20 protein-coding genes are annotated in these 24,637 nt (G+C 37.2%); 17 read left to right on the plus strand and 3 right to left on the minus strand.

Annotated elements, in window-relative coordinates; translation table 11 throughout:
- Positions 1-69 precede the first annotated feature (69 nt).
- From folD to recN, 7 genes are all read left to right on the plus strand, one after another.
- Positions 70-936 carry a bifunctional methylenetetrahydrofolate dehydrogenase/methenyltetrahydrofolate cyclohydrolase FolD gene (gene folD, locus ACEN4L_RS01990; RefSeq protein WP_407095673.1) on the plus strand — a complete coding sequence of 289 codons (867 nt, stop codon included), beginning with the start codon at positions 70-72 and terminating at the stop codon, positions 934-936.
- Between the two features lie 13 nt (positions 937-949).
- Positions 950-2,290 carry an exodeoxyribonuclease VII large subunit gene (gene xseA / locus ACEN4L_RS01995; protein WP_407095674.1) on the plus strand — a complete coding sequence of 447 codons (1,341 nt, stop codon included), beginning with the start codon at positions 950-952 and terminating at the stop codon, positions 2,288-2,290.
- Positions 2,283-2,537, plus strand: a complete 255-nt coding sequence (locus ACEN4L_RS02000; protein ID WP_407095675.1) for an exodeoxyribonuclease VII small subunit — start codon at positions 2,283-2,285, stop codon at positions 2,535-2,537. Before xseA ends, ACEN4L_RS02000 begins: the two co-directional genes overlap by 8 nt.
- Before the next feature lie 18 nt (positions 2,538-2,555).
- A complete protein-coding gene (locus tag ACEN4L_RS02005) occupies positions 2,556-3,461 on the plus strand; it encodes a polyprenyl synthetase family protein (RefSeq protein ID WP_407095676.1) in 906 nt (301 codons plus the stop codon).
- A gap of 9 nt (positions 3,462-3,470) precedes the next feature.
- Complete coding sequence (locus ACEN4L_RS02010; RefSeq protein ID WP_407095677.1) at positions 3,471-4,289, plus strand: TlyA family RNA methyltransferase; 819 nt, start codon at positions 3,471-3,473, stop codon at positions 4,287-4,289.
- 247 nt (positions 4,290-4,536) lie between these two features.
- A complete protein-coding gene (gene argR, locus ACEN4L_RS02015; protein ID WP_407095678.1) occupies positions 4,537-4,986 on the plus strand; it encodes an arginine repressor in 450 nt (149 codons plus the stop codon).
- Between the two features lie 31 nt (positions 4,987-5,017).
- Positions 5,018-6,718 (plus strand): DNA repair protein RecN, encoded by a 1,701-nt coding sequence (recN, locus tag ACEN4L_RS02020; protein ID WP_407095679.1) that lies wholly within the window; start codon positions 5,018-5,020, stop codon positions 6,716-6,718.
- Between the two features lie 512 nt (positions 6,719-7,230).
- Here the strand turns inward: recN and ACEN4L_RS02025 are convergent.
- Complete coding sequence (locus ACEN4L_RS02025; protein ID WP_407095680.1) at positions 7,231-8,193, minus strand: magnesium transporter CorA family protein; 963 nt, start codon at positions 8,191-8,193, stop codon at positions 7,231-7,233.
- A 228-nt stretch (positions 8,194-8,421) separates the two neighbouring features.
- Here ACEN4L_RS02025 and gndA point away from each other — a divergent pair, with 228 nt between their 5' ends.
- The 3 genes from gndA (at position 8,422) to ACEN4L_RS02040 (ending at position 12,462) form a co-directional block, all read left to right on the plus strand.
- A complete protein-coding gene (gene gndA / locus ACEN4L_RS02030; RefSeq protein WP_407095681.1) occupies positions 8,422-9,858 on the plus strand; it encodes an NADP-dependent phosphogluconate dehydrogenase in 1,437 nt (478 codons plus the stop codon).
- Between the two features lie 376 nt (positions 9,859-10,234).
- On the plus strand, positions 10,235-10,927 hold the full coding sequence (locus ACEN4L_RS02035) for a response regulator transcription factor (protein ID WP_204210399.1): 693 nt from the start codon (positions 10,235-10,237) through the stop codon (positions 10,925-10,927).
- Between the two features lie 146 nt (positions 10,928-11,073).
- Positions 11,074-12,462 (plus strand): ATP-binding protein, encoded by a 1,389-nt coding sequence (locus ACEN4L_RS02040; RefSeq protein ID WP_407095682.1) that lies wholly within the window; start codon positions 11,074-11,076, stop codon positions 12,460-12,462.
- Positions 12,463-12,583: 121 nt separating this feature from the next.
- Here ACEN4L_RS02040 and yidC read toward each other — a convergent pair whose 3' ends face one another.
- Positions 12,584-13,504: a membrane protein insertase YidC gene (gene yidC, locus ACEN4L_RS02045; protein ID WP_407095683.1), complete on the minus strand. Its 921-nt coding sequence runs from the start codon at positions 13,502-13,504 to the stop codon at positions 12,584-12,586.
- 69 nt (positions 13,505-13,573) lie between these two features.
- Complete coding sequence (locus ACEN4L_RS02050; RefSeq protein WP_407095783.1) at positions 13,574-13,861, minus strand: acylphosphatase; 288 nt, start codon at positions 13,859-13,861, stop codon at positions 13,574-13,576.
- Positions 13,862-14,191: 330 nt separating this feature from the next.
- On the opposite strand from ACEN4L_RS02050, the gene ACEN4L_RS02055 reads away from it, so the two are divergent.
- The 7 genes from ACEN4L_RS02055 (at position 14,192) to yfmH (ending at position 24,635) form a co-directional block, all read left to right on the plus strand.
- Positions 14,192-16,573, plus strand: coding sequence for a DNA translocase FtsK (locus ACEN4L_RS02055; protein WP_407095684.1), 2,382 nt, complete (start codon positions 14,192-14,194; stop codon positions 16,571-16,573).
- 211 nt (positions 16,574-16,784) lie between these two features.
- Positions 16,785-17,861, plus strand: coding sequence for a BMP family protein (locus ACEN4L_RS02060; RefSeq protein ID WP_407095685.1), 1,077 nt, complete (start codon positions 16,785-16,787; stop codon positions 17,859-17,861).
- Between the two features lie 422 nt (positions 17,862-18,283).
- A complete protein-coding gene (locus tag ACEN4L_RS02065; RefSeq protein WP_407095686.1) occupies positions 18,284-19,855 on the plus strand; it encodes an ABC transporter ATP-binding protein in 1,572 nt (523 codons plus the stop codon).
- Entirely contained in the window at positions 19,845-20,921 is a 1,077-nt protein-coding gene (locus ACEN4L_RS02070) for an ABC transporter permease (RefSeq protein WP_407095687.1), read from the plus strand. The genes ACEN4L_RS02065 and ACEN4L_RS02070 overlap by 11 nt, the downstream gene beginning before the upstream one ends.
- A 1-nt stretch (position 20,922) precedes the next feature.
- Positions 20,923-21,882 carry an ABC transporter permease gene (locus ACEN4L_RS02075; RefSeq protein ID WP_407095688.1) on the plus strand — a complete coding sequence of 320 codons (960 nt, stop codon included), beginning with the start codon at positions 20,923-20,925 and terminating at the stop codon, positions 21,880-21,882.
- Positions 21,883-22,080: 198 nt separating this feature from the next.
- Positions 22,081-23,346 (plus strand): EF-P 5-aminopentanol modification-associated protein YfmF, encoded by a 1,266-nt coding sequence (gene yfmF, locus ACEN4L_RS02080; protein WP_407095689.1) that lies wholly within the window; start codon positions 22,081-22,083, stop codon positions 23,344-23,346.
- Positions 23,343-24,635, plus strand: coding sequence for an EF-P 5-aminopentanol modification-associated protein YfmH (gene yfmH, locus ACEN4L_RS02085; protein WP_407095690.1), 1,293 nt, complete (start codon positions 23,343-23,345; stop codon positions 24,633-24,635). The genes yfmF and yfmH overlap by 4 nt, the downstream gene beginning before the upstream one ends.
- Positions 24,636-24,637 lie beyond the last annotated feature (2 nt).

Raw genomic sequence — 24,637 nt, forward strand, 5'->3', positions numbered from 1 at the left:
TTAGGGTAAATTAAAAGAGAAACTATGATAGACTGTAAATAGATAAACTGACTAAAGAGGTGATAGGATATGGTTGCAACCGTAATGAGTGGTAAATTATTATCCGATGAATTAAATGAAGAAATGCAGGTAGAAGTCCTCAAATTAAGAGAAAAAGGCCTGGTACCTGGTTTGGCTGTAGTGTTGATTGGAGACGATTCGGCTAGCCAGACTTATGTCAAAAACAAAGAGAAACGAGCAAAAAAACTAGGGATTCATTCTACAGTGGAAAGATATCCTGCAACGATTTCAGAAGTAGAATTATTGCGAGTTATCGATCGGTTGAACAAGGACGTTCATTTTCACGGCATATTGGTTCAGCTTCCTTTACCGAAGCACATTGATTCAACAAAAGTACTGGATGCGATTGACCCAGCTAAAGACGTAGACGGATTTCATCCCATTAATATGGGAAAACTGTTTATTGGCCAACCAGACCGGATTCCATGTACCCCATACGGCATTATGAAGTTATTGCAACGTTACAGCATCGATGTAGCGGGTAAAAATGCGGTCATTATTGGTCGCAGCAATATAGTCGGTAAACCTATGGCCCAGTTGTTGTTAATGAAAAATGCAACAGTTACGATAGCTCATTCAAAAACCAAAGATTTAGCTGCGTTAGCCAGCACGGCTGATATACTGGTTGTAGCTATTGGGCGTGGTCACATGATTACCAAAGAGTTTGTTAAGCCGGGTGCCGTAGTCATTGATGTAGGAATGAACCGTGACGAAAATGGCAAATTGATCGGTGACGTAAAAAGTGATGAAGTCCAAGAGGTGGCTGGTTTCCTTACACCTGTACCAAAAGGTGTAGGCCCAATGACTATAACGATGCTGATGTACCAGACTATCGAAAGCGCCAAAGCTACATTAACCGCGCAAGGCAAATTATAGGAGCAGTGAACGCATGACAAATGATTATTTAACCGTCTCCGCTTTAACCAAATACATCAAGCGCAAATTTGATTCGGATCCTTATTTGGAACGGGTCTACTTAACAGGAGAAATATCCAATTTCCGTAATCGACCGGGACACCAATATTTTAGCTTAAAAGACAATAATGCCGTTATTTCGGCTACGATGTTTAAATCGGCTTATCAACGTTTGAAATTCACTCCTGAAGAAGGAATGAAAGTGTTGGTTATTGGACGGATCTCCCTTTATTCTGAGCAAGGAAGATATCAAATTTACATTGAACACATGGAACCAGATGGAGTCGGGGCTTTATATCAAGCTTTAGAAGAAATGAAAAAGAAACTTAAACAAGAGGGGTTATTTGATGCACCAAAAAAATTGATCCCAACTTTCCCAAAACGGATTGCTGTTGTAACGAGTCCTAGTGGAGCCGTTATTCGAGACATTATGACGACCGTCAAAAGACGCTTTCCCATTGCAGAATTGGTGTTGTTTCCCACAAAAGTTCAAGGAAAACAAGCTGCTGATACAATTGTGGAAAGTATCCGTCAAGTCGAAGCCAAAGGGGATTTTGATACGTTGATTATTGCCCGAGGTGGAGGATCGATAGAAGATTTGTGGCCGTTTAACGAAGAAAAAGTCGCTCGTGCTATTTTTGCGGCTCAAACGCCTGTCATTTCATCGGTTGGACATGAAACGGATACCACTATTGCAGATTTAGTGGCAGATGTGCGTGCAGCTACGCCAACAGCAGCAGCGGAATTAGCCGTGCCGCAATTGACAGAAGAAATTGTGAAAATTGAACAGGTTTACTTACGTTTATTGAAAGGCTACCAACGCAAAGTAGAACGTGCTGACGAGCGTTTGAAACATAGCTTGAACTCTTATGTATTTAGACAGCCACAACGTTTATACGAGGGGTACACGCAGAATGTAGACATGTTAAGCGAACGCTTGGGTCGTGTGATGACTGAAAAAGTTACACTGTACCAACAAGACTTAAAATTATTTACCGTGCAATTGCAGACAGCTAATCCCAAAAATTTGGTTCGAAAAAATGAAGAATCACTAGAACAATTAAATCATCAATTACATCAAGAAATAACACGGTACATGGATATGCAAAAGCAACGATTGGATTATGGAATTCAATCATTGGATTATTTAAGTCCTTTAAAAATTATGCACCGTGGATACAGCTATGTCTTGAAAGAGGACAATATCGTCAAGGATGCCCAAGGTGTACAGTTAGGAGATACAGTGGACATTCACCTGTCAAAAGGAACGTTAAAAGCAACAGTAACTGAAAAAACGGAGGATTCAAATGACTAAAAAAGAAACGGCAAGTGAATTAGAAAACTTAAAATTTGAAGAAGCAATGCAACAATTGGAGCAAATCGTAGCTCAACTAGAACAAGGAGATGTTCCTTTAGAAGAAGCTTTAGATCAGTTCCAAAAAGGGGTTGCTTTGAGTAAATATTGTAAAGATAAGTTAGAAAATGCAGAAAAAACGTTAACGAAGATCGTGAATGAGAACGGTGAAGAAACGATATTCGATCAAGAGTTAGAAGCCAATTAAGAAAGGAAGATAACTCGTATGGAATTTAGTGTATTCAAAAAAGAAGAAGCCCTTAAAGTAGAAGAACATATGTTGGACTGGTTAAACAAAATACAAACAACTAAAGGAACTTTGTATGAGTCTATGAAATATTCCTTGGCAGCAGGTGGTAAAAGAATTCGTCCCATGCTTTTATTGGCAGTAATCAAATCTTTGGATGGAAAAATTGAGAAGGGTTATGATACTGCAGCTGCTTTAGAATATGTTCACACTTACTCATTGATCCATGATGATTTGCCCGCAATGGATAATGATGAATTGCGTAGAGGAAAGCTGACCAATCATATTGTATTTGGAGAAGCCGTAGCCATTTTGGCTGGAGATGCTTTGTTGACGCAGTCATTTGAAATTATCGGCAAGAGCGATATTACAATGGAACAAAAAGTAGCCTTGACTGTTGCTTTAGCTCAAACTTCAGGACCAAACGGCATGGTGGCCGGGCAAGTAGAAGATATTGAAGGTGAAGGCAAATCTTTGTCTTTAGCTGATCTGAAAGCAGTTCATCGCAAAAAAACGGGTGAACTGATTCATTTTGCTGTTTTTGCGGGATGTATCTTAGCTGATGCTCCAGTCAAAATTCAAGAACAGTTGACTCAATTTGCAGAACATTTCGGTCTGGCTTTTCAAATACGCGATGATATTTTAGATGTTATTGGAAATGTAGAAGAACTGGGGAAAAATACTGGACAAGACGAACAGCATAGTAAGAGCACATATCCCCATTTAATGACATTGCCTGGCGCAAAACAAGCATTGGATAACGAGTTGAATGCTGCTGTGAGCATTTTGGGAGAAGTGAAGAATAGTTACCATACAGAAGATAAAAATATTGATATGACTTTATTGACTGATATGGTTGATTTGTTGAGGATTACGAATGAATAAGGAGACTAAATGAAAAAAGAACGGGCGGATAAGTTGCTTGTGCAACAAGGATTTGCAGAGTCAATAGACAAAGCACAACGCATGATCATGACAGGTAAAGTCATTACTGATAAAAATGAACGAATTGATACGGCTGGAGAAAAAGTCCCTTTAAATACGACTTTTAGAATCAAAGGTGCTCAAATGAAATATGTCAGCCGCGGCGGATATAAATTGGAAAAAGCGATGGATATCTTTAATGTGGACCTTAAAGATAAAATCTTGTTGGACATTGGTTCATCTACAGGCGGATTCACGGATGCTGCCTTACAGTACGGAGCGAAGTTGAGTTATGCTTTAGATGTTGGAACGAATCAATTAGCTTGGAAATTGCGTCAAGATCCTCGCGTAGTGGTTATGGAACAGACTAACTTCAGGTATAGCCAAGCAAAAGATTTCACATATGGGAAACCCAATGTAGCCTCAATTGATGTCTCCTTTATTTCTTTAAAGCTGATTTTACCTGTATTAAAAGAAATTATCTGTGAAGATGGAGACGTGCTGGCTTTGATCAAGCCGCAATTTGAAGCAGAACGAGAAGAAGTTGGAGAAAAAGGCATCATTCGCAGCCAAGTCACTCATCAGAAGGTCTTGGAAGACATTCTGATGTTTGCTACAGAAACGGGATATGATGTTGCTGGATTGGATTTTTCGCCAATTACAGGTGGTGAAGGGAACGTAGAGTTTTTAGCACATCTGAAATCTGTTTCTCGAGATAAAGGAGAAATGAGTCCCACCGTTGATATTCAACGAACCATTCAACGAGCTTACGCAACGTTTTTAAGTTGATCCCTATTTAAAATCTATTGAATCTTTATAAAGGATTTTGCTTGGTTATATGCAAAATCCTTTTTTAAAAAATGGAGATACTAAATTGTTTTTAAGAAAAAGTGTATGTTCAAAATAGGCGTTATTTTATTTTGATTCTACTGTTAAATGAGCGGTATCTGCAAATTTTGCTTTCTAATTTGGAATAAGTAAGATAGAATGAAGTTAAAAATCAGCACTTAATTTGCATAAGATGAGGTGGATAAGTATGAAGAAAAAAGATCGTCATCGGCTGTTAAAAGAAATCATTGAAGAACGTGTAATAGAAAAACAAGAAGATTTTGTGCGTATATTACATGAAAAAGATATTGAAGTAACTCAAGCTACAATCTCTCGAGATATTAAAGAATTGCATCTGATCAAAGTGCCTGCACCAGCTGGAGGTTACCGGTATAGTCTTCCACCGGATATGAATTATGATACATCAAAAAAACTCGAACATTTATTGCAAGATGCTTTTATTTCAATAGACTATCAAGATTATTTTATTATGATTCATACTATTCCAGGAAATGCTTTTGCTTTAGGTGCGCTGGTAGACGCTTCAAATTTTGAAGGGGTCTTTGGTACTATTGCTGGCGATGATACATTGCTGGTGATCTGCCGCTCCTCAGCAGACGCTTTAAATTTAAAAGAGCATATCATTCAATTAATTTGACTACTAGAGAGGTCTTTTGGAGGTAGTGAATGTGTTACAAGAATTAGCGATTAAAAACTTTGCTATTATTCACGATTTGACGTTAAGTTTTGAAAAAGGCATGACAGTTCTGACAGGGGAAACTGGAGCTGGTAAATCCATTATTATTGATGCTGTCGGATTGATAGCAGGTGGAAGAGGTTCGAGTGAATTTATCCGTCATGGTGCAGAAAAATGTACTTTAGAGGGACAATTTGCAGTAGAAAAGAATCCGGCAACTCATGCCTTATTGGATAAATATCAAATCGAAATAGAAGAAGAAACAGTTGTTGTACAAAGAGACATTCATCGCAATGGTCGTAATGTGTGCCGTGTGAATGGACATTTGGTAAATATTAGTACTTTGCGCGAAATTGGTGAAAGTTTGATTGATATTCATGGTCAAAGCGAACATCAAGAATTGATGCATGCAGAAAGACATTTAAATATGTTAGATCAGTTTGGAGATAGTGAATTGATTCAACTGAAAAACGCGTATGAAGCTACTTATAAAGAGTACAAAGAAATAGAAAAGAGTTTTTTAAACAATCAATCAAGTGAGCAGGAATTGGCTCAACGTGTAGATATGCTTCGTTTTCAAACAAATGAAATCGAAATGGCTGAACTAACTATTGGTGAAGATACTACACTGGAAGAAGAAAAAAATTTATTGTCTAATTACCAAAAAATCGTTGCATCTCTTAGTTCAGCTTATGAAGCTTTGCAAGGGGAAGAGTATGGTGGAGTTGATTTGATTGGGAATGCGATGTCAGCTTTAGAGACGATCGAAGATATAGATAGTACTTACAAGCGTATTTCAGAAGCCATTTCAAGCAGTTATTTCCAACTGCAAGAAGCAGCTAGCGATATTTTAAAAGAACAAGATGATTTGGCGTATGATGAAAATCGCTTAAACGATATTGAAAAACGGCTGGAAATCATTCACCAGTTAAAGCGGAAATATGGTGAGTCGATAGAGGAAATCTTAGCGCATTATGAAGACGTATCGATCGAACTAGAGAATATCTTAAATAGAGAAACGCATATTTCGCAATTGATTGAAAAATTAGCAGCGTTAAAACAAACTTTACTGAAGCAAGGAAAAAAATTGTCTCAAAAGAGAAAAGAAACAGCAGCAAAATTGCAGACGGCTATTCAAGAACAGCTAAAAGAATTGTATATGGATAAAGTACAATTTGAAGCTCATTTTCTGAACTCGGATTCGAAAGAAACCATGATCTATGAAACAGGGATAGATCATGTGGAATTCTATATAGCGACTAACTTGGGTGAACCATTAAAACCTTTGGCTCGAGTAGCTTCAGGCGGAGAACTATCTCGTGTGATGTTAGCGTTAAAAACAGTCTTTTCGAAATCGCAAGGAATCACGAGTATTATATTTGATGAGGTAGATACGGGTGTAAGTGGACGTGTGGCTCAAGCAATAGCAAATAAAATCTACCGAGTAGCGATTAACTCTCAAGTACTCTGTATCACGCATCTTCCACAAGTAGCAGCCATGGCAGACAATCATTTGTACATTTCAAAAGCTGTTGTGGAGGATCGCACAGAAACAAGTGTCAGCAAATTAAAAGATGCTCAACAAATTAATGAATTAGCTCGTATGTTAGCCGGAACAGAAATTACCAAGCTAACTATGGAACACGCCAAAGAACTAAAAGAACTCGCGTACAAGGAAAAGAGAGTGAAGTAAGGCGTTTAGCTTTCCGTACAAAACAGCCCATACGAAAGTTAGGTGCACTTTACCTAACATTCGTATGGGCTGTTTTGGGAGTGAGAGCTGCCTTACGCAACTCGTCTAAGAGCAGAGAGAGAAGTACGGCGTTTAGTCCATCGAACATAACAACTCACCTAACAGTTAAGCGTCTTTCCTAACAGTTGGGGGTTATATAACTCGTCTAAGGAATTGAAGTATCGGTGTTATCATTCACAATATTTTTCAAATCAAATACTAAAGAAACGAGCTGAAACAGTTAGTTTCAACTCGCTTTTTTAGGTTAAACAAAATTCATTAATGTGTAAAGAACGGATAAGAGACCTGAACCTAACATTGCAAATAGAATGATGACAATGAAAAATTTAAGACCTTTTTTTTGTTTTTTTGAATTCTTATGATTGTTCACGCAGATTTTCCCTCACTTTCATACGTGTTTTGTCTAGTTTACAATATGCAGATCTATTTTTACAAGTTACTTTACAAAATCTTTAGAAATAATCATTCTTTTTCATCCAATAAGCTGTCACAGCTGCTAGAAGAACCGTTGCAAAAAGGAGGATCCAAAAGCCGAAAGGAGACTGTTCAAAAGGAACAGGTACGTTCATCCCCCAAAGCGAACCGATGATTGTTGGAATGGTTAAAATAAAGGTTATAGAAGTTAAAAATTTTACAATGATATTTAAGTTATTGGAAATCACTGATGAGAAGGTGCTGCTTAACTGATTTAGTAATTTATCCGTTTTAGCAGCCATGACTTCGGCTTGATAGTTTTCTACCATAACGTCACGTAATAAATCTTCATCTTTTGCTTTTTTTGTAAAGTTTTCTAACTCTTTCAACCGCGAAATAACAGGATGATTGCTGTTTAAAGCACTGTCTAAGAAAACAAGACTTTTTTGTAATTCCATCAGGTCAAATAAGTGTTGGGATTTAGAAGATTTCTTTAGTTGTACTTCCAAGTCTTCCGTAGCTTCGTTTATTTCTTTTAAATAAGTAATAAATAACGAGGCTATCACCATAGAAACCTTCAAGACAAATTCGAAATTGGTATCGCAATCTCCTATCTTATCTGAATCTGGTTCCATAAAAAGAGTTAAAAATTCTGGAGTTTCATTCGTCGCAGTAATAAGTGTATCATTTGTTAAAATAATGGACAGAGGACGAGTGATATATTCCGTTAAATTTAATCGGTTTTTTATTTTTTTGGGATATAAAAGTACAATCAGACTAGGTGTATCGTCGTAACTTGGATCTAATTTTTCGTAACGAGAAACCTCGTCGTTATCAAAAGCTCCAGTTAAATAATCTATAGGAAAATCATATAGATTCACTAAATTGTTTAGCTCAGCCTCATTTGCTCCGGTAACATGGATCCACGTAGAGCGAGTATTATCTGGATCAGGATTTGGTACCGTATTGCCATTTTCGTCTTGCTTAAAATATTCAATCATGAGTTCACCGCCGTATTTGACATAATAATGTTGCTTCTTTTCTTCTATTGTACCCGATATTCGAGGAAAATGGGGATTAATACATGTTTATTAAAGATTTTTAGAAAATCGAATAAATGAAAACGAATAATGTGACTTTAATAATTTGTGATTGTCTGCTAAAATTGATAATGAAACGTAAGGCTTCAAAAATAGGATTTTATTTGCTTTGAAGGGAGAATGTAATACATGAGTAAACAACAAATCGGTGTTGTAGGAATGGCCGTAATGGGAAAAAATTTAGCATTGAATATTGAAAGCAGAGGCTATTCTGTTTCAATCTACAATCGTACTACTGCCAAATCAGAAGCAGTGATCGAGGAAAACCCAGATAAAAAATTGGTACTGACTAAATCAATAGAAGAATTTGTCGATTCTTTAGAAACTCCAAGACGTATCGTTTTAATGGTACAAGCTGGAAAAGGGACAGATTTAGTGATCCAATCATTATTACCTCATTTGGACAAAGGGGACGTATTGGTTGATGGAGGAAATACTTTTTTCAAAGACACTATCCGTCGCAGCGAAGAATTAGCTGAATCTGGAATCAACTTTATCGGAACAGGAGTATCCGGTGGAGAAGAAGGTGCCCTTAAAGGACCAGCAATCATGCCAGGTGGTCAAAAAGAAGCTTACGATTTAGTAGCTCCAATTTTGGAACAAATCGCTGCTAAAGCACCAAGTGACGGCGAACCTTGTGTAGCTTACATCGGGCCAAACGGAGCAGGACATTATGTAAAAATGGTGCATAACGGAATCGAATACGGAGATATGCAATTAATTGCTGAATCTTACCACTTATTACGTGAAGTCGTTGGTTTATCTGTTGAAGAAATCGCAGAAGTTTTCAGAGAATGGAACCAAGGCGAATTGGATAGTTTCTTAATCGAAATTACTGCTGATGCGTTAACGAAAAAAGATCCTGAAACAGGCAAGCCGATGGTCGAAATTATTTTAGATCGTGCTGGAAACAAAGGTACTGGTAAATGGACTTCTCAAAGTGCATTGGACTTAGGTGTTCCGCTTCCATTGATTACAGAATCTGTATTCGCTCGTTACATTTCTGCACTGAAGAGTGAACGTGTGGAAGCAAGCAAAGTATTGCCGAAACCAGCCGCTTATTCATTTGATGGCGATAAAAAAGAATTGGTTGAAAAAATTCGTCAAGCATTGTACTTTAGTAAAATCATGAGCTATGCTCAAGGATTTGCACAAATGCGTACAGCAAGTGAAGAATATGATTGGAACTTGCAATACGGGGAAATTGCGAAAATTTTCCGTGCTGGTTGTATCATCCGTGCTCGTTTCTTGCAAGAAATAACAGATGCATACGATCGTAAACCTGAATTGAAAAACTTGGTACTGGATGAATACTTCATGGACATTACCAAAAATTACCAAGATGCTGTTCGTGATGTGATCGGAATTGCTGTTAAATCAGGTGTTCCAATCCCTACATTCTCTTCAGCAATTGCTTATTATGATTCCTACCGTAGCGAGAATCTACCCGCTAATATTATCCAAGCTCAACGTGATTACTTTGGTGCACACACTTATGAACGTAAAGACAAAGAAGGTACTTTCCACTTTGATTGGTACGGGGATAAAGGCCAAGAACAACTGTAACAGTAAAAAACTTTTTATAGCAGAACCTATTAATGTAAAGACAGGATTAGGACAAAAAGTTCTAATCCTGTCTTTACGAGCGTCTAAATTGACGGGGAAAGAATAGTTGGTCGGTCCATCAGCAGGAAGTCCTTCTCTATGCTCTCTTTAGACAGGCTGTGTCAAATATTTTTTCATTTTTGGATTAAACAGGAGACTCCATCACCATTCGCTAAATAATTTGAGACTTTGGAAAGTTGTTGTTCTCATTTTATTCTAATTTATGGTAAAATGGTAAAAGAGAAATGAGAAATTCATTGAGAAGTTTAAATAATCGTGCTATTGTAACAATGGCGTGTCAACGGATATGGATAAAAAAAGGAGCGAAATTACCTCTATGAGTAAAGTATTGATTATTGAAGATGAAAAGAATTTAGCTAGATTTGTGGAACTTGAATTGAAACATGAAGGTTACGAAACCGATGTACGTTACGATGGTCGTAATGGTCTAGAAGCTGCATTAGATGAAAAAGAACATTGGGATGTCATTTTGCTTGATGTTATGTTGCCTGAATTGAATGGGATCGATGTTTGTCGCCGTATTCGTCAAGTCAGCAATGTACCTATCATTATGATGACAGCACGTGATTCGGTTATTGACAGAGTTTCTGGATTAGACCACGGAGCAGATGACTACATCGTAAAACCTTTTGCAATTGAAGAATTATTAGCTCGTTTACGGGCTTTATTGCGTCGTATCGATATTGAAGGCGAACAAAATATGACCAAACAAACTACGGTCAGCTATCGCGACCTTGTTGTTGAAAAAGAAAATCGTATCGTTCGCAGAGGCGAAGAAGCTATTGAATTGACTAAACGTGAATATGAATTGATTTTAGAATTGATGGAAAACGTAAACGTTGTGTTATCAAGAGATGTTTTGCTGAATAAAGTTTGGGGATATGAAACAGAAGTAGAAACAAATGTAGTAGATGTTTACATTCGTTACTTGCGGAATAAACTGGATGTTCCAGGACATGAAAGTTATATTCAAACAGTGCGCGGAACAGGCTATGTGATGCGTTCGTGAGAGACTTCCTTAATAATAGGAACAAAGAAGCAAAGACATCTAAGCGGATTTCTCTAAAATGGAAATGGTCCATTATCGTAGCAATAGCTATTTTTCTGACGTACATGATATTTTCTGTTACCATCTTTTTCAGTTTTAGGCAGATTATGCTGAGTCAAGAAGATGAAAATGTAAAAGATGTTATTACAGGTGTAACGAATCGGCTAAATATTGAATCAGATGTATTAACCAAAGCGACGGTCTATCAAGCGCTAAGTCCTACGTACACACCCGCTGCTTCTGAAGTAGATGGGAACTTTGATCAGCGTAATCTGTTGATTGGTCCATCAGGAAATTACGAAGACACCCTCTATGCCGAGATGAGTGAAGAAGGTGTCGTTGTACGTATTTATAGTCCTACATCAAGGTTATTGTTTGAGTCTAAGCCGAGTGATGTTTCGTTCGAACCAAAATCAAAATTAACCGTTAATTTGATTGATATCAATGGCAAAGAAGGAATAGCTGGAATTGCACCCATCTATTCCAGCCAAAACGGAATTTTGATTGGGTATTTGCACGTGACAAATGCACTACAAGATTATCATGATATGTCTGATCAAATTATTTCGGCTGTGTTTTTGATTGGAATATTTGCGTTTCTTTTTAGTGGCGTTACGGGATTCTTATTGGCGAGCAGATTTTTAAAGCCTATAAAAACGATGACCAACACTATGAACGATATTCGCAAAGATACTCAATCACAATCTCGTATTCCTGTATCGGATACAAATGATGAACTGGCTTATTTATCAACAGTTTTTAACGATATGTTGGATAAAATGCAGCAGTATATTGAACAACAAAAACAATTTGTAGAGGATGTTTCTCACGAACTGCGGACTCCTGTGGCGGTTATGGAAGGTCATTTGAAACTATTGAACCGTTGGGGCAAGGAAGATCCTGAAATATTGGATGAATCCCTTTTAGCCTCCTTGCAAGAGATAGGGAGAATGAAGACACTGGTTCAAGAAATGTTGGATTTATCCCGTGCAGAACAAGTGGAGATTCATTACAAAAATGAAAAAACACCGATCAAGCAAGTGGTTCATCAAAATTTCAACAACTTTAAAATGATCCATCCTGATTTTGTTTTTAATTTAGATGATGATGTAGACGAAGAAATATACGTTTCCATTTACCGCAATCACTTAGAACAAATTCTCATTATATTACTAGACAATGCCGTTAAATATTCGACTGACAGGAATGAAGTGCATATATCTATTGCTTCGGATGATAAGTTCGTTCATGTAGCGATCCAAGATTTCGGAGAAGGCATGACACCTGAAGATGCGGATAAAATCTTTAATCGTTTTTACCGAGTAGATAAAGCCAGAAGTCGCCATAAAGGCGGAAATGGTTTAGGTTTATCTATTGCTAAAGAATTATTGTTGGGGTATAAAGGCAATATTTCAGTAGACAGTGTATTAAACCATGGTTCTATTTTTAGAATTACATTACCTATTTATAAAGAAACAGATAAACTAAACGGATAAACTGAATCAATTTGAAAAAAGCATTTGGGTTTTCCAGCCCAAATGCTTTTTCAAATGAATCATGCGGCGAAAAATAAAAAACATCTATCGTACGCAGATAGATGTTTTTTTCTGTGTTGTATTATTTATTTCGTTGTTTTCCAGCATTTCTACCTTGACTGCTATTGCGCTCTCGGTAAGAGGTCTGTGGAGTAGGTTCTTTTTCTTCTATAATTGTTGGACGTCTTTTTTTCAGTTCAACTTTTGGTTTGTTTTTGAACTCTTCTGCTAATTTAGCCTTCAATTTAGGTTTGAAAACCATATTTGTGATGAACGATTGTGCCATTGCAAATATTCCACCAGCGATCCAGTATAAAGCTAATCCGGCTGGAGAGGAGAAGGAAATCATTGTAATCATAATCGGACTCATAAACATCATGGTACGAGATTGTTTCTTTTGCTCAGGCGTCATTCCCATCATGGAAACATAGGCTTGTCCCAAGTAAATCGCTCCTGCAATAATTGCAAATGGAATATAAGATTCTCCCAGATTCACACCAAGGAAAGTACTGCTGGCAATTTCATTGGACAAATTGATCGCTTGATACATTGCTGTAAACACGGGCATTTGGATCAATAAAGGCAGACATCCGATACCACCAAGCATATTGATGTCATTGGCTTTATAAAATGCCATCATTTCTTGTTGAATTTCAGCTTTTTCTTCATTTGTTTGTGCGTTTTTCAAAGCTGCTTGAATTTCATCCATTTCAGGTTTTACTAAAGCCATTTTTTCTTGCTGAACCAAAGCTTTTTTTGACTGGCTTAGATTCATTGGTAAGATAATGACTCGTACAATAATGGTGATCGCGATGATCGCTAAACCATAGTTGCCTCCAAAAAGGTCTGCTAACCGAATAATCAATTGTTGTAAGGGCGTCACCAAGTACTCATAAATAACGCCTGTAGGATTCCCATTTGTGTCGTAACTCATACATCCCGAAAGGAAAAGCATCAGCCCAGTGAGTGTTGCTGTTAATTGAACTTTTTTATTCTTTATCATTTTTCACAATCCTTCGTATAGTTTAAAAGTCAATACTAACGATAACTATACAGGATTCAATAAAGCATTTCAATTGCTTATAGAAAATTTAACACGTTCTTCAATAGTTGCATCTTCCTCTATAGTAACGTGTTCAACGTTAGCACTTGGAGAAGGCGATTTTCTTATAGCTTCAATAAATTCAGCTATTTTGTCTACTTCACCATTGGCTTCAATATAAACTGTTCCGTCATTTTCATTGCGTACGATTCCAGAAACTCCAATACGATCAGCAACTTGTTTGGTCGTATAACGAAAACCTACTCCTTGCACTAACCCTTCAACAATCATGCGGATTTTTCTTGTAGTTGGATCCATGGGCTGATTGATGGGAGAAGTTGTGGAAGAAGAGACCGAAGCTTTATTGCTTTTAGAATCACCCGTCAATTTACCTTTTAGTTGTGAGAAAAAACTTTTCACTATAAAAACCCCCTTTATCCATTTAAATTAAAAGAGATGTGAATCATCTCTGTCCGATACGATACATGAAAAATTCTACCGACTATTAAGCATTTCTATTTTATCGAGTTACACAATCAAGGTCAACTAATAGAGAAGACACTGAAGGAGATAACAAATCGAACTGACGCATTCCTTAGTATCGAAATTTTGTGTATAATAAGGAAGAGAGTACGCGAAAGGGGTAAAATGTTGGCTACTAAAAGAAAAAAAACAACTAAAAAAACGAAAAAGAAACAAAGTATCTCTATTGAAGTTATTGGATTTATATTTATTATTTTAAGTTTATTCTCTATTACAAGTGTAGGCTTTATTGGAGTATTAAGCGCAAATGCATTTCGATTCTTTGTTGGAGACACCTATCTGGGAGCCTCCATTTTATTAGGATTGTATGGGTTGTTTTTACTATTAAAAGGCGAGGAACCTCCTTTCAAAAATAAGCGTTTAGTTGGGATGTTCTTGTTGTATTTAGGCATTCTTCTGTTCCTGCATACCCGTCTCTTTACAGGGCTCATGGAACCTGGGACCAATGTCATCACAGCTACCTTACGCTTTTTTATGGTTGATTTAAGCAATAATGAATTGATACACCCCTTAGGCGGAGGTATGTTGGGGGCATTGGTTTATGCTGCCAGCTATTTTCTAGGAGCACAATGGGGAAGCTACTTATTCTCGGCTGTATTAGGAGTGATCGGCGTCTTCTTTATCTTTCAGTTATCTTTTGGAAAAGCGTTAGAGTATATCCGTTCGGGACTGAAATTTGTAGCGCATAAAATAGTAGAAGTGAGTTTAGTCGTAAAAGAAAAAACGCGGCAGAAACAAGCTACAAGAAAAGAATCTAACAAAAAAACCGGAAAAAAAACAGTTGTCAAAAAGACTGAGGCAAAAGAGCCGGTTCAGCCGAAAGAAAATTTATCTCTTGCAGACTCTGCTTCTATGGGAGAACAGAATGCAAACCATGAAAAAGCAGAACAAGTAACGTTAGAAATTGATAGTTATCAACAAAATCCATCTCTAAATCCAACAAAAGGTAATTCAGTCAATAAGGAGCAGGCGGCTTCTGAAGAATCTGAACAAGGCGAGGCAGTGCCGCTGGATTTTGATATTTCAGCTGAAGTAGAAAATGAAGATTATCAGTTGCCGCCATTTACATTGTTGAATGAAGTAGAGCATCAGGACCAATCTGGAGAATACAAAATTGTCGAAAAGAATGTTAGAAAGTTGGAAGAAACATTTGACAGTTTTGGCGTCGACGCTAAGGTAGTGAAAGCAAGACTAGGTCCAGCAGTCACGAAATACGAAGTTAAACCAGCTATTGGAGTAAAAGTGAGTAAAATCGTTAATCTAAGTGATGATATTGCGCTTTCTCTTGCAGCTAAAGATATTCGGATGGAAGCTCCTATTCCTGGAAAACCTTTTATTGGTATTGAAGTGCCGAATAATGAAGTAAATGTCGTCTCTTTCAGAGACATGATGGAAAATTATGCGGGGAACAAAGAAAAAATGCTGGAAGTTCCACTAGGAAGAGATATATCGGGGAATATTGCATTAGCCGATTTAACCAAGATGCCTCATTTGCTGATTGCTGGATCAACGGGTAGTGGGAAATCAGTCTGTATCAATGGAATCATTACTAGTTTATTAATGAAATCCAAGCCGAATGAAGTCAAATTGATGATGATCGATCCTAAAAAAGTGGAGCTGAATGTATATAACGGGATTCCTCATTTGCTGACACCTGTTGTAACAAATCCTAAAAAAGCGGCACAGGCTTTACAAAAAGTAGTAGAGGAAATGGAACGACGCTATGAATTGTTTGCAACAACTGGAATGAGAAATATTACTGGTTATAATGAGCATGTCCATGAAAAAAACGCAGAAAATGGAGAAAACCAGCCTACATTACCATTCATTGTAGTCATTGTAGACGAGTTGGCTGATTTGATGATGGTAGCAAGTAATTCAGTAGAAGATGCTATCACCAGATTGGCACAGATGGCCCGCGCTGCTGGTATCCATATGATTTTGGCTACACAACGTCCAAGTGTAGATGTTATTACCGGTATCATCAAAGCCAATGTTCCTTCAAGGATTGCTTTTGCAGTTTCGAGTGGTACGGACTCCCGAACAATTATTGATAGCAATGGAGCCGAAAAGTTGCTCGGCCGTGGAGATATGTTGTATTTACCAATGGGACAAAATAAACCTGCCCGTGTCCAAGGAGCCTTTTTATCTGATTCAGAAGTTGAACGAATTGTTTCCTTTGTAACCACTCAGCAGTCCGCGAATTACGTTGAAGAAATGATGCCTTCAGACGAACCGGAAAATGCTCTGGCTGGAGAGGCAGAAGATGAATTGTTTGATGAAGCCGTATCTTTAGTGGTAGATATGGAAACAGCCAGCATTTCAATGCTGCAAAGGCGTTTTCGTATAGGTTACAATCGCGCTGCTCGTCTCATGGATGAAATGGAAATGAGAGGGATAGTGGGACCTTCTGAAGGAAGTAAACCAAGAAAAGTGAATCTGCAAAAAGAACCAGATGAACTGGAAGAAGACCCAAGACAAAATTAAAATGTGTAACGATTGGCTCCGAACAGGTTACGATTTATCTTAACTTGTCAAGAATTAAAAAAAGGTTAAAAAATGAACGATTTTAAGCAAAAACGGTTTCAATTATCGTTTTGTTATTTATTTTTTTGAATAATGATGTTAATATGAAAGCGAGGATGAATTGGTAGAGTATCAATTCAAACTACAAAATATTTTACGGGGGTAAATTATAGTGGAAAATCGCAATATTAAGCGTTTATTGGGGTTAGGATTAACAACAGGTTTGGTTTTAGCAGCTTGCGGAAATGGAGGAGACTCTGAGAATACAGAAACAACTTCTGATGAAGCAGGATCTGCGGAAGACTTTTCTATTATCATGGTTACAGACATCGGTGGAGTTGACGATGGTTCATTTAACCAATCAGCTTGGGAAGGTATGCAAGCTTGGGGAGAAGAAAACGGAAAAGAAGAAAACAATGGTTATGCATATATTCAATCTAATGAAGATTCAGAATTTGTACCTAACTTAAACCAAGCTGTTAATGGGAATTTCAATTTGATTTATGGGATTGGATTTAAATTAAAACCAGCTATGGAAGAAGTAGCTAGTGCAAATCCAGAGCAAAAATTTGTGATTATTGATGACGTTATTGAAGCCGACAATGTTGCTTCTGTATTGTTTAAAGACCATGAAGCTGCCTTTTTAGCAGGTGTTGCAGCTGCGTCAACTACTGAAACTGACCACGTAGGTTTTGTAGGTGGACAAGAAAGTGCTGTTATTGACCGTTTTGAAGCTGGTTTCTTAGCAGGTGTTTACGCTATTAATCCAGATATCACGGTAGATGTTCAATACGCTGAATCATTTGGAGATGCTGCTAAAGGGAAACAATTAGCTGCTGCTATGTACTCAAATGGTGCGGATATCATCTATCACGCTTCAGGTGATACAGGTAACGGTGTATTTACAGAAGCTAGAGATCGTATGAATGCAAATCCTGATCAACAACTTTGGGTAATCGGTGTTGACCGTGACCAAACGGATGAAGGTAACTATGATGGTGGGAACTTAACGCTGACATCTACTCTTAAAGGTGTAGGCCAAGTTGTTCAAGATATGTCTAACGAAGCAATGGACGATACTTTTGCTGGTGGAGAAGTAAGCAACTATGGTTTAGCTGAAGACGGTGTTGATTTAACTGAAGGCAATTTAACTGATGAAGCTTGGGCTGCTGTTGAAGATTACAGACAACAAATCATTGATGGAACAATTGTAGTTCCTGAAAACCCAGACGACGTAACAGCTGAATAATTATTGGCATTCAGTATTACGTAAAATATAAATTTTTCTCTTAATAGAGCAAGCGTGCAAAACCCGAAAAACTCTGTATGGTTATTCTCTAAATTGTGATAGGCGGAAAATACGTTCTTTGGCAACCGTGAATCGATACAAGAGTTCGGGTTTTCACGCGTTTAAAAGTCTGAATGTCAGCGGCATTCATCACTACCCGTAAATAAGAACTTAGATAGAATTTATACATTGAAAAAGACCAAAGGGGGTTCGACCAAAATATTCTTTTGGACGGCTCCCTTTTATCATGCAAAGATTAAAAAAATCTTCATTAAATAAATGAATACTAGTATTTACCTTAAGAATTCGATAAAATATGTAAAAGTGAGTTCCCATCTTTAAAGCTTAAAAAGCAGACAAACGAATAAAGGAGTGAAATTATCATGCCCGACACAGCAAATGTTATTGAAATGCGTGGCATTACAAAACAATTTGGCAGCTTCAAAGCTAATGATAATATCAATTTGACGGTGAAAAAGGGAGAAGTTCATGCGTTATTAGGGGAAAATGGCGCAGGAAAATCAACATTGATGAACATACTTTCCGGATTGTTGGAACCAACTTCAGGTGAAATTTATGTAAATGGAGAAAAGGTACATATCACTTCTCCTAGTGCGTCATCTAAATTAGGTATTGGGATGGTTCATCAACATTTTATGTTAGTAGATCAATTTACCATTACTGAAAATATTATTTTGGGAACTGAGAAGACTAAATTAGGTTTCTTGGAAAGAAAAGAAGCACAACAAGAAATCAAAGAGCTTTCTGAACGTTATGGATTATTTGTAGATCCTTCAGCTAAAGTAGAATCAGTTTCAGTAGGGATGCAACAACGAGCAGAGATTTTAAAAACATTGTACCGTGGAAATGATATTTTGATTTTAGATGAACCAACTGCTGTGTTAACTCCTCAAGAAATCGCTGAATTAATGGATATTCTAAAATCGTTAACCAAAGAAGGAAAATCCATTATCATTATTACGCACAAAATCGAAGAAATCAAAGCTGTTGCTGACCGTTGTACGGTTATTCGACGTGGGAAAAGTGTCGATACAGTTGATGTTAAATCTACCTCACAACAAGAATTAGCAGACTTGATGGTTGGACGTTCTGTTTCATTTAAAGTGGATAAAATGCCTGCGCAACCTAAAGATCCGGTATTAACGATAAAAAATCTTGTAGTAAAAGAAAATCGTGGCCTAGAAGCCGTTAAAGACTTAAGTTTAGAAGTTAGAGCGGGTGAGATTCTAGGAATTGCTGGAATTGATGGCAATGGTCAAAGTGAATTGATTCATGCAATCACTGGATTAGCAAAAGTAGAATCTGGAACGATCACTTTAGAAGGTCAAGAGATCCAAAACTTGCCGCCGCGAGTGATTACAGAAACAGGTTTAGGACACATACCAGAAGATCGACACAAATACGGACTTATTTTACCGATGACTATTTATGAAAATATGGCATTACAAACTTATTATAAAGAACCATTTAGCAAGAATACTTTCTTGAATAAAGATGCTATGCAAGAGAGTGCTCGTAAATTGATTGAACAATATGATGTTAGAACACAAAGTGAAAATAGTACTGCTGAGTCATTATCAGGAGGAAATCAGCAAAAAGCCATTATTGCACGTGAAATTTCCCGCCAACCTAAATTCTTGATTGCGGCTCAACCCACTCGTGGATTAGATGTTGGAGCAATAGAGTACATTCACAGCAGTTTAGTAGAGCAACGGGATAATGGAAAAGCTGTTCTTTTAATGAGTTTTGAATTAGATGAAGTTATGAATGTATCCGATCGTATTGCTGTAATGTACGAAGGAAAAATTGTAGGAATTGTTGATCCTAGAGAAGTTACCGAGCAAGAATTAGGGTTGCTAATGGCAGGTTCTTCATTAGAAAAAGCAAAAGCTTCAGAAAGTCAAAGCGGAAAGGAGTCAGCAAATGTTAAATGAGAATAAAAAGACCTTAACAAATTTGACGGTTCCTATTTTATCTGTTGTATTGGGATTAGTTTTGGGAGCAGTCATTATGCTTGGATTTGGCTATGACCCGATAGCTGGATACCAATCCATGATAAACGGAGCTTTAGGAAGTCCCTTTTATATTGGAGAAACTTTGCGTTATGCAAGCCCCTTAATTATTATTGGATTAGGTTTTTCCATTGCTAATTCAGCTGGTTTCTTTAACATTGGGCTTTCTGGACAAGCTTTAATGGGTTGGCTTGTATCCGTTTGGGTAGCGATTAGTTTTCCAGATGTTTCAGGATTCATTTTACTGCCTGTTAGTGTAATTGTCGGAGTATTAGCTGGGGCAATATGGGCTGGTATTGCAGGCGTATTGCGTGCTTACTTTGGAACAAGTGAAGTTATCATTACGATTATGCTAAACTATACAGCTCTTCATGTAACCAATTATTTGATTCGTAACGTGTTGACTGATTCATCAGATGCAACATCTCGTATTCCAGAACAAGCAAGCCTTCGAATGGATTGGTTGTCTCAATTAGCTGGTGGTTCGCGTGTGAATGCAGGGTTGTTTATTGCAGTTGTAGTAACGATTTTAGTATGGGTCTTTATGACTAAAACGACTATGGGGTATGAAATCCGATCTGTTGGAATGAATCCGTTTGCTTCTCAATATGCAGGTATGAATGCTAAGAAAAATATTATTTTGTCTATGCTGATCAGTGGTGGATTAGCTGGATTAGGCGGAGTTTTAGAAGGATTAGGAACATTTAACAATATCTTCGTTCAAGCAGGTATTCCTAATGTTGGGTTTGATGGTATGGCCGTGGCGTTATTAGGGTTGAGTCATCCTATCGGAATTGTTTTTGCAGGATTATTATTTGCAGTACTGAAAATTGGTGGAGCAAGTATGCCTCTTGGATCTGGCGTACCAACTGAAGTGGTAGATATTGTTATTGCATCAATCATCTTCTTTGTTGGAGCAAACTATTTGATTCGATTCTTTATCAATAAATTTTCCGGTAAAAAAGATGTCAAAGGAGGAGTGAAGTAAAATGGATATCGTTTCATTATTACAACTAGTAGTTTCCTCAGCATTGATGTATTCTGCACCTCTAATCTTAACAGCATTAGGCGGTACTTTTTCTGAAAGAAGTGGAATTGTAAACGTTGGATTAGAAGGGATTATGGTGATTGGGGCTTTCTCATCTATCGTATTTAATCTTTCTTTTGCAGGACAGTTAGGAAATATGACCCCTTGGGTAGGTATGATTATCGGTGGATTATTCGGAGCAGCATTTTCTTTAATTCATGCTGTAGCTACTGTTAATTTAAGAGCCGATCACATTATCTCAGGTACAGTAGTCAATTTAATGGCACCGGCTTTAGCTATCTTTTTGACTCGTATCCTTTATGATGGACGTGGACAAACAGATTTTATTTCTCAAAACTTTGGGATTTCAGATGTACCTCTATTAGTGGATATTCCGGTAATAGGAGATATATTCTTTAACAATACTTATTTACCAGCTTTCTTTGGTATCGTGGTAGCTGTTTTATGTTGGTTTATCTTATTTAAAACTCGCTTTGGCCTAAGACTAAGAGCAGTTGGTGAACACCCGCAAGCAGCAGATACATTAGGAATCAATGTTTACGCTATGAAATATTCAGGAGTGTTAATTTCTGGAGTTTTAGGTGGTATGGGTGGAGCGATTCAAGCCCAATTGATTTCTTCTCAATTTGCGGCATCTACCATAGCTGGTCAAGGATTTATGGCTATGGCTGCAATGATTTTTGGTAAATGGAATCCACTTGGAGCAATGGGAGCAGCGATTTTCTTTGGTTTAGCACAAAGTTTAGCTGTTACCGGTTCTTATATCCCAGTTATCAATACCATTCCAAGTGTCTTTTTAGATATCGCTCCATACGTCATCACTATTGTAGTATTAGTAGGAGTAATCGGAAAATCAGAAGGACCAGCAGCAAATGGTGTAACATACATCAAGTCAAAATAAGAACGTGGAACAGAATAGTTTGACTCGTTGAGCATTTTTCATGAAGTCAGCATCCTCTTTTTCCATTCAAAAAAAAGTGTTGCAGTTCATTTATTGAGCTGCAACACTTTTTTTTATTTGTTTTCCAATCCCTTTATTTTTCAAGCTATTTCAACTAAGATAAATAAGTGCAGTTTATTTGATTGAGGAGGAATAACTATGGTGACGAACCTAGCAAAAGGGGTCCATTTACACGTATTACCAACAAAAAAATATAAAACGATTCAAATCAGCTTGAAATTCAAAACACCTTTGAAGAAAGGATTAGCCACGAGAAGAACACTAATCGCTAGTTTGTTAGAAGTAAACAGTAAAAAATACCCTAATCAAACAGCTTTAAGATCAAAACTGTCTGATTTATACGGTGCTGGTTTTGGAACGACCATTTCCAAAAAAGGTTCTTATCATATCTTCTCTGTTGGAATGAGTATAGTAAATGATAAATTTATCAGTATGGAATCAAACTTATTAGAGGAAGCAGCAGATTTTCTGAAAGAAATTTTATTCTATCCAAATGCTGAAAATGATGCCTTCGATAAGACAACATTTACTCGCGAAAAAGCCAAACTGGCTGATGATTACGACAGTCTTTTAGATGATAAACAAACATATGCTAAATTAGCTTTGCTGCGCTTATTATTTGAAGATGAAAATCAACAAGTGCCGAGTATCGGATTGAAATCCGACCTTAAATCGATTACCAGTGAAAGTCTATTTAACGATTATCAAGATTTATTATCTCATGATGAGATAGACATATATGTTTTAGGAGATGTAACAGAGGAAAAAGTAGCCGAAGTGTTTACTAAATTTGAGTTTGAAGATAGATTGAAGAAGGAAACTCCCATTTTTTATAGGGAAGAAGCCGTACCGACTGCGAATCAACAAATGGAGATCCAAGAAGTTACACAAGCTAAGTATAATTTAGGATACACTACTCCTGTTTTTTACCATGATGAACATTATTACGCTGGTCAAGTTTTTAATGGGCTGTTTGGTGGTTATCCGCATTCTAAGTTGTTTATGAATGTACGTGAAAAAGAGAGTTTAGCTTACTATGCTTCAAGTTCTTTAGATACCTTTAACGGAACTATGATCGTTCAAACGGGAATTGATAGTAAAGAAGTTGAAAAAGTAAAAGAGATTGTGACTCAACAACTGATAGAAATGCAAAATGGGAATTTTTCGGAAGAAGATTTTCGACAAACTAAAAGCATGTTGAAAAATAGCGTGATTCAATCTGAAGATAATCCAGGTTCTGTTATTGAACGCACATATGCGAATCAACTAGCATTAGACAAGGTCATTGATACTGACGAATGGATTTCAAAACTTGAACAAGTGACTAAAGAAGAAGTCATTTTTGTTGCTAAAGAAGTACAACTGAAAGCAACTTTCTTTTTAACAGGAGGCACAGCGGAATGAAGAAAATCAAATACGACCAATTGCAGGAGACACTCTATACAGAAACAATGGGCAACGGCTTAACGGTAACCTTACTGCCTAAAAATGAGTTTCATAAAACCTATGCGTTATTCACAACCAATTATGGTTCAATCGACAACACCTTTGTACCATTAGGAAAAGAAGAAATGGCAACTGTTCCTGACGGCATCGCCCATTTCTTAGAGCATAAATTATTTGAAAAAGAAGATGGCGACGTCTTTCAAAAGTTCGGGAAGTTTGGCGCTTCAGCAAATGCTTTTACCAGCTTTACACGTACAAGCTATTTATTTTCGAGCACTGAAAAAGTGAAAGAAAACTTGATGACGTTAATCGATTTTGTACAAGAGCCTTATTTTACTGAGGAAACAGTTAACAAAGAAAAAGGGATCATTGCTCAAGAGATACAAATGTATGATGATGAACCAGATTGGCGCCTATTTTTTGGATTACTGACGAATCTGTATCCTAAACACCCATTACACATCGACATTGCTGGAACAGTAGAGAGTATCATGGATATTACAGCGGATGATTTATATGAAAGCTACCATACTTTTTATCACCCCAGCAACATGAATCTTTTTGTTGTCGGCAAATTAGACCCAGAACAGATGATGCAGGAAATCCGAGACAATCAAAAGAACAAACAATTTGCCGACCCCAAAGAAATTGTACGTTATTTTCCGGAAGAAACGGTTGAGGATATTGAAGCGTACAGTTCGATAACATTGCCTGTCAATCGTCCTAAAAGTATTATCGGTGTCAAAGGAGTAACAGAGCCTCCAACTGGAAGAGACGGATTAGCTTATAAAACCAAGATGAGTATTCTGTTGAGTTTATTGTTCGGTACAACGTCTAAAAATTATTTAGCCTTATACGATTCTGGTTTAATTGATGACAGCTTTTCCTATGATTTTACGATGGAGCGGTCGTTCCATTTTCTAGATATAGGCAGTGATACGAAAGAGCCTGAAAAGTTTGCTCAGACTATTAAAGAATTGTTGTTGTCAGCTAAAGATAGCTCAGAGCTGAATGAAGAGCATTTGATGTTAATCAAAAAGAAAATGATTGGGCAGCATTTGCAATCGTTGAATTCCTTAGAGTATATTGCGAATCAATACAGCCAAGAGCTGTTTGGAGAAGCTACTTTATTTGATATGGTCCCGATCGTTGAATCGATTCAACTTGAAGATATAAAAGAAGTAGCAGCTAAGTTCATGGTATCAGAACACATGAGTACATTTAGTATTCTGCCTAAAGGAGAATAAGC

Origin of the sequence: Desemzia sp. FAM 23988, from assembly GCF_045528365.1 — a bacterium.
Lineage (GTDB): Bacteria > Bacillota > Bacilli > Lactobacillales > Carnobacteriaceae > Desemzia.

Coding starts and splice junctions, on each gene's coding strand:
- folD (WP_407095673.1), top strand. CDS start 70: ATGGTTGCAACCGTAATGAGTGGTAAATTATTATCCGATGAATTAAAT.
- xseA (WP_407095674.1), top strand. CDS start 950: ATGACAAATGATTATTTAACCGTCTCCGCTTTAACCAAATACATCAAG.
- ACEN4L_RS02000 (WP_407095675.1), top strand. CDS start 2,283: ATGACTAAAAAAGAAACGGCAAGTGAATTAGAAAACTTAAAATTTGAA.
- ACEN4L_RS02005 (WP_407095676.1), top strand. CDS start 2,556: ATGGAATTTAGTGTATTCAAAAAAGAAGAAGCCCTTAAAGTAGAAGAA.
- ACEN4L_RS02010 (WP_407095677.1), top strand. CDS start 3,471: ATGAAAAAAGAACGGGCGGATAAGTTGCTTGTGCAACAAGGATTTGCA.
- argR (WP_407095678.1), top strand. CDS start 4,537: ATGAAGAAAAAAGATCGTCATCGGCTGTTAAAAGAAATCATTGAAGAA.
- ACEN4L_RS02025 (WP_407095680.1), bottom strand. CDS start 8,193: ATGATTGAATATTTTAAGCAAGACGAAAATGGCAATACGGTACCAAAT.
- gndA (WP_407095681.1), top strand. CDS start 8,422: ATGAGTAAACAACAAATCGGTGTTGTAGGAATGGCCGTAATGGGAAAA.
- ACEN4L_RS02035 (WP_204210399.1), top strand. CDS start 10,235: ATGAGTAAAGTATTGATTATTGAAGATGAAAAGAATTTAGCTAGATTT.
- ACEN4L_RS02040 (WP_407095682.1), top strand. CDS start 11,074: ATGCTGAGTCAAGAAGATGAAAATGTAAAAGATGTTATTACAGGTGTA.
- yidC (WP_407095683.1), bottom strand. CDS start 13,504: ATGATAAAGAATAAAAAAGTTCAATTAACAGCAACACTCACTGGGCTG.
- ACEN4L_RS02050 (WP_407095783.1), bottom strand. CDS start 13,861: ATGGATCCAACTACAAGAAAAATCCGCATGATTGTTGAAGGGTTAGTG.
- ACEN4L_RS02055 (WP_407095684.1), top strand. CDS start 14,192: ATGTTGGCTACTAAAAGAAAAAAAACAACTAAAAAAACGAAAAAGAAA.
- ACEN4L_RS02065 (WP_407095686.1), top strand. CDS start 18,284: ATGCCCGACACAGCAAATGTTATTGAAATGCGTGGCATTACAAAACAA.
- ACEN4L_RS02070 (WP_407095687.1), top strand. CDS start 19,845: ATGTTAAATGAGAATAAAAAGACCTTAACAAATTTGACGGTTCCTATT.
- ACEN4L_RS02075 (WP_407095688.1), top strand. CDS start 20,923: ATGGATATCGTTTCATTATTACAACTAGTAGTTTCCTCAGCATTGATG.
- yfmF (WP_407095689.1), top strand. CDS start 22,081: ATGGTGACGAACCTAGCAAAAGGGGTCCATTTACACGTATTACCAACA.
- yfmH (WP_407095690.1), top strand. CDS start 23,343: ATGAAGAAAATCAAATACGACCAATTGCAGGAGACACTCTATACAGAA.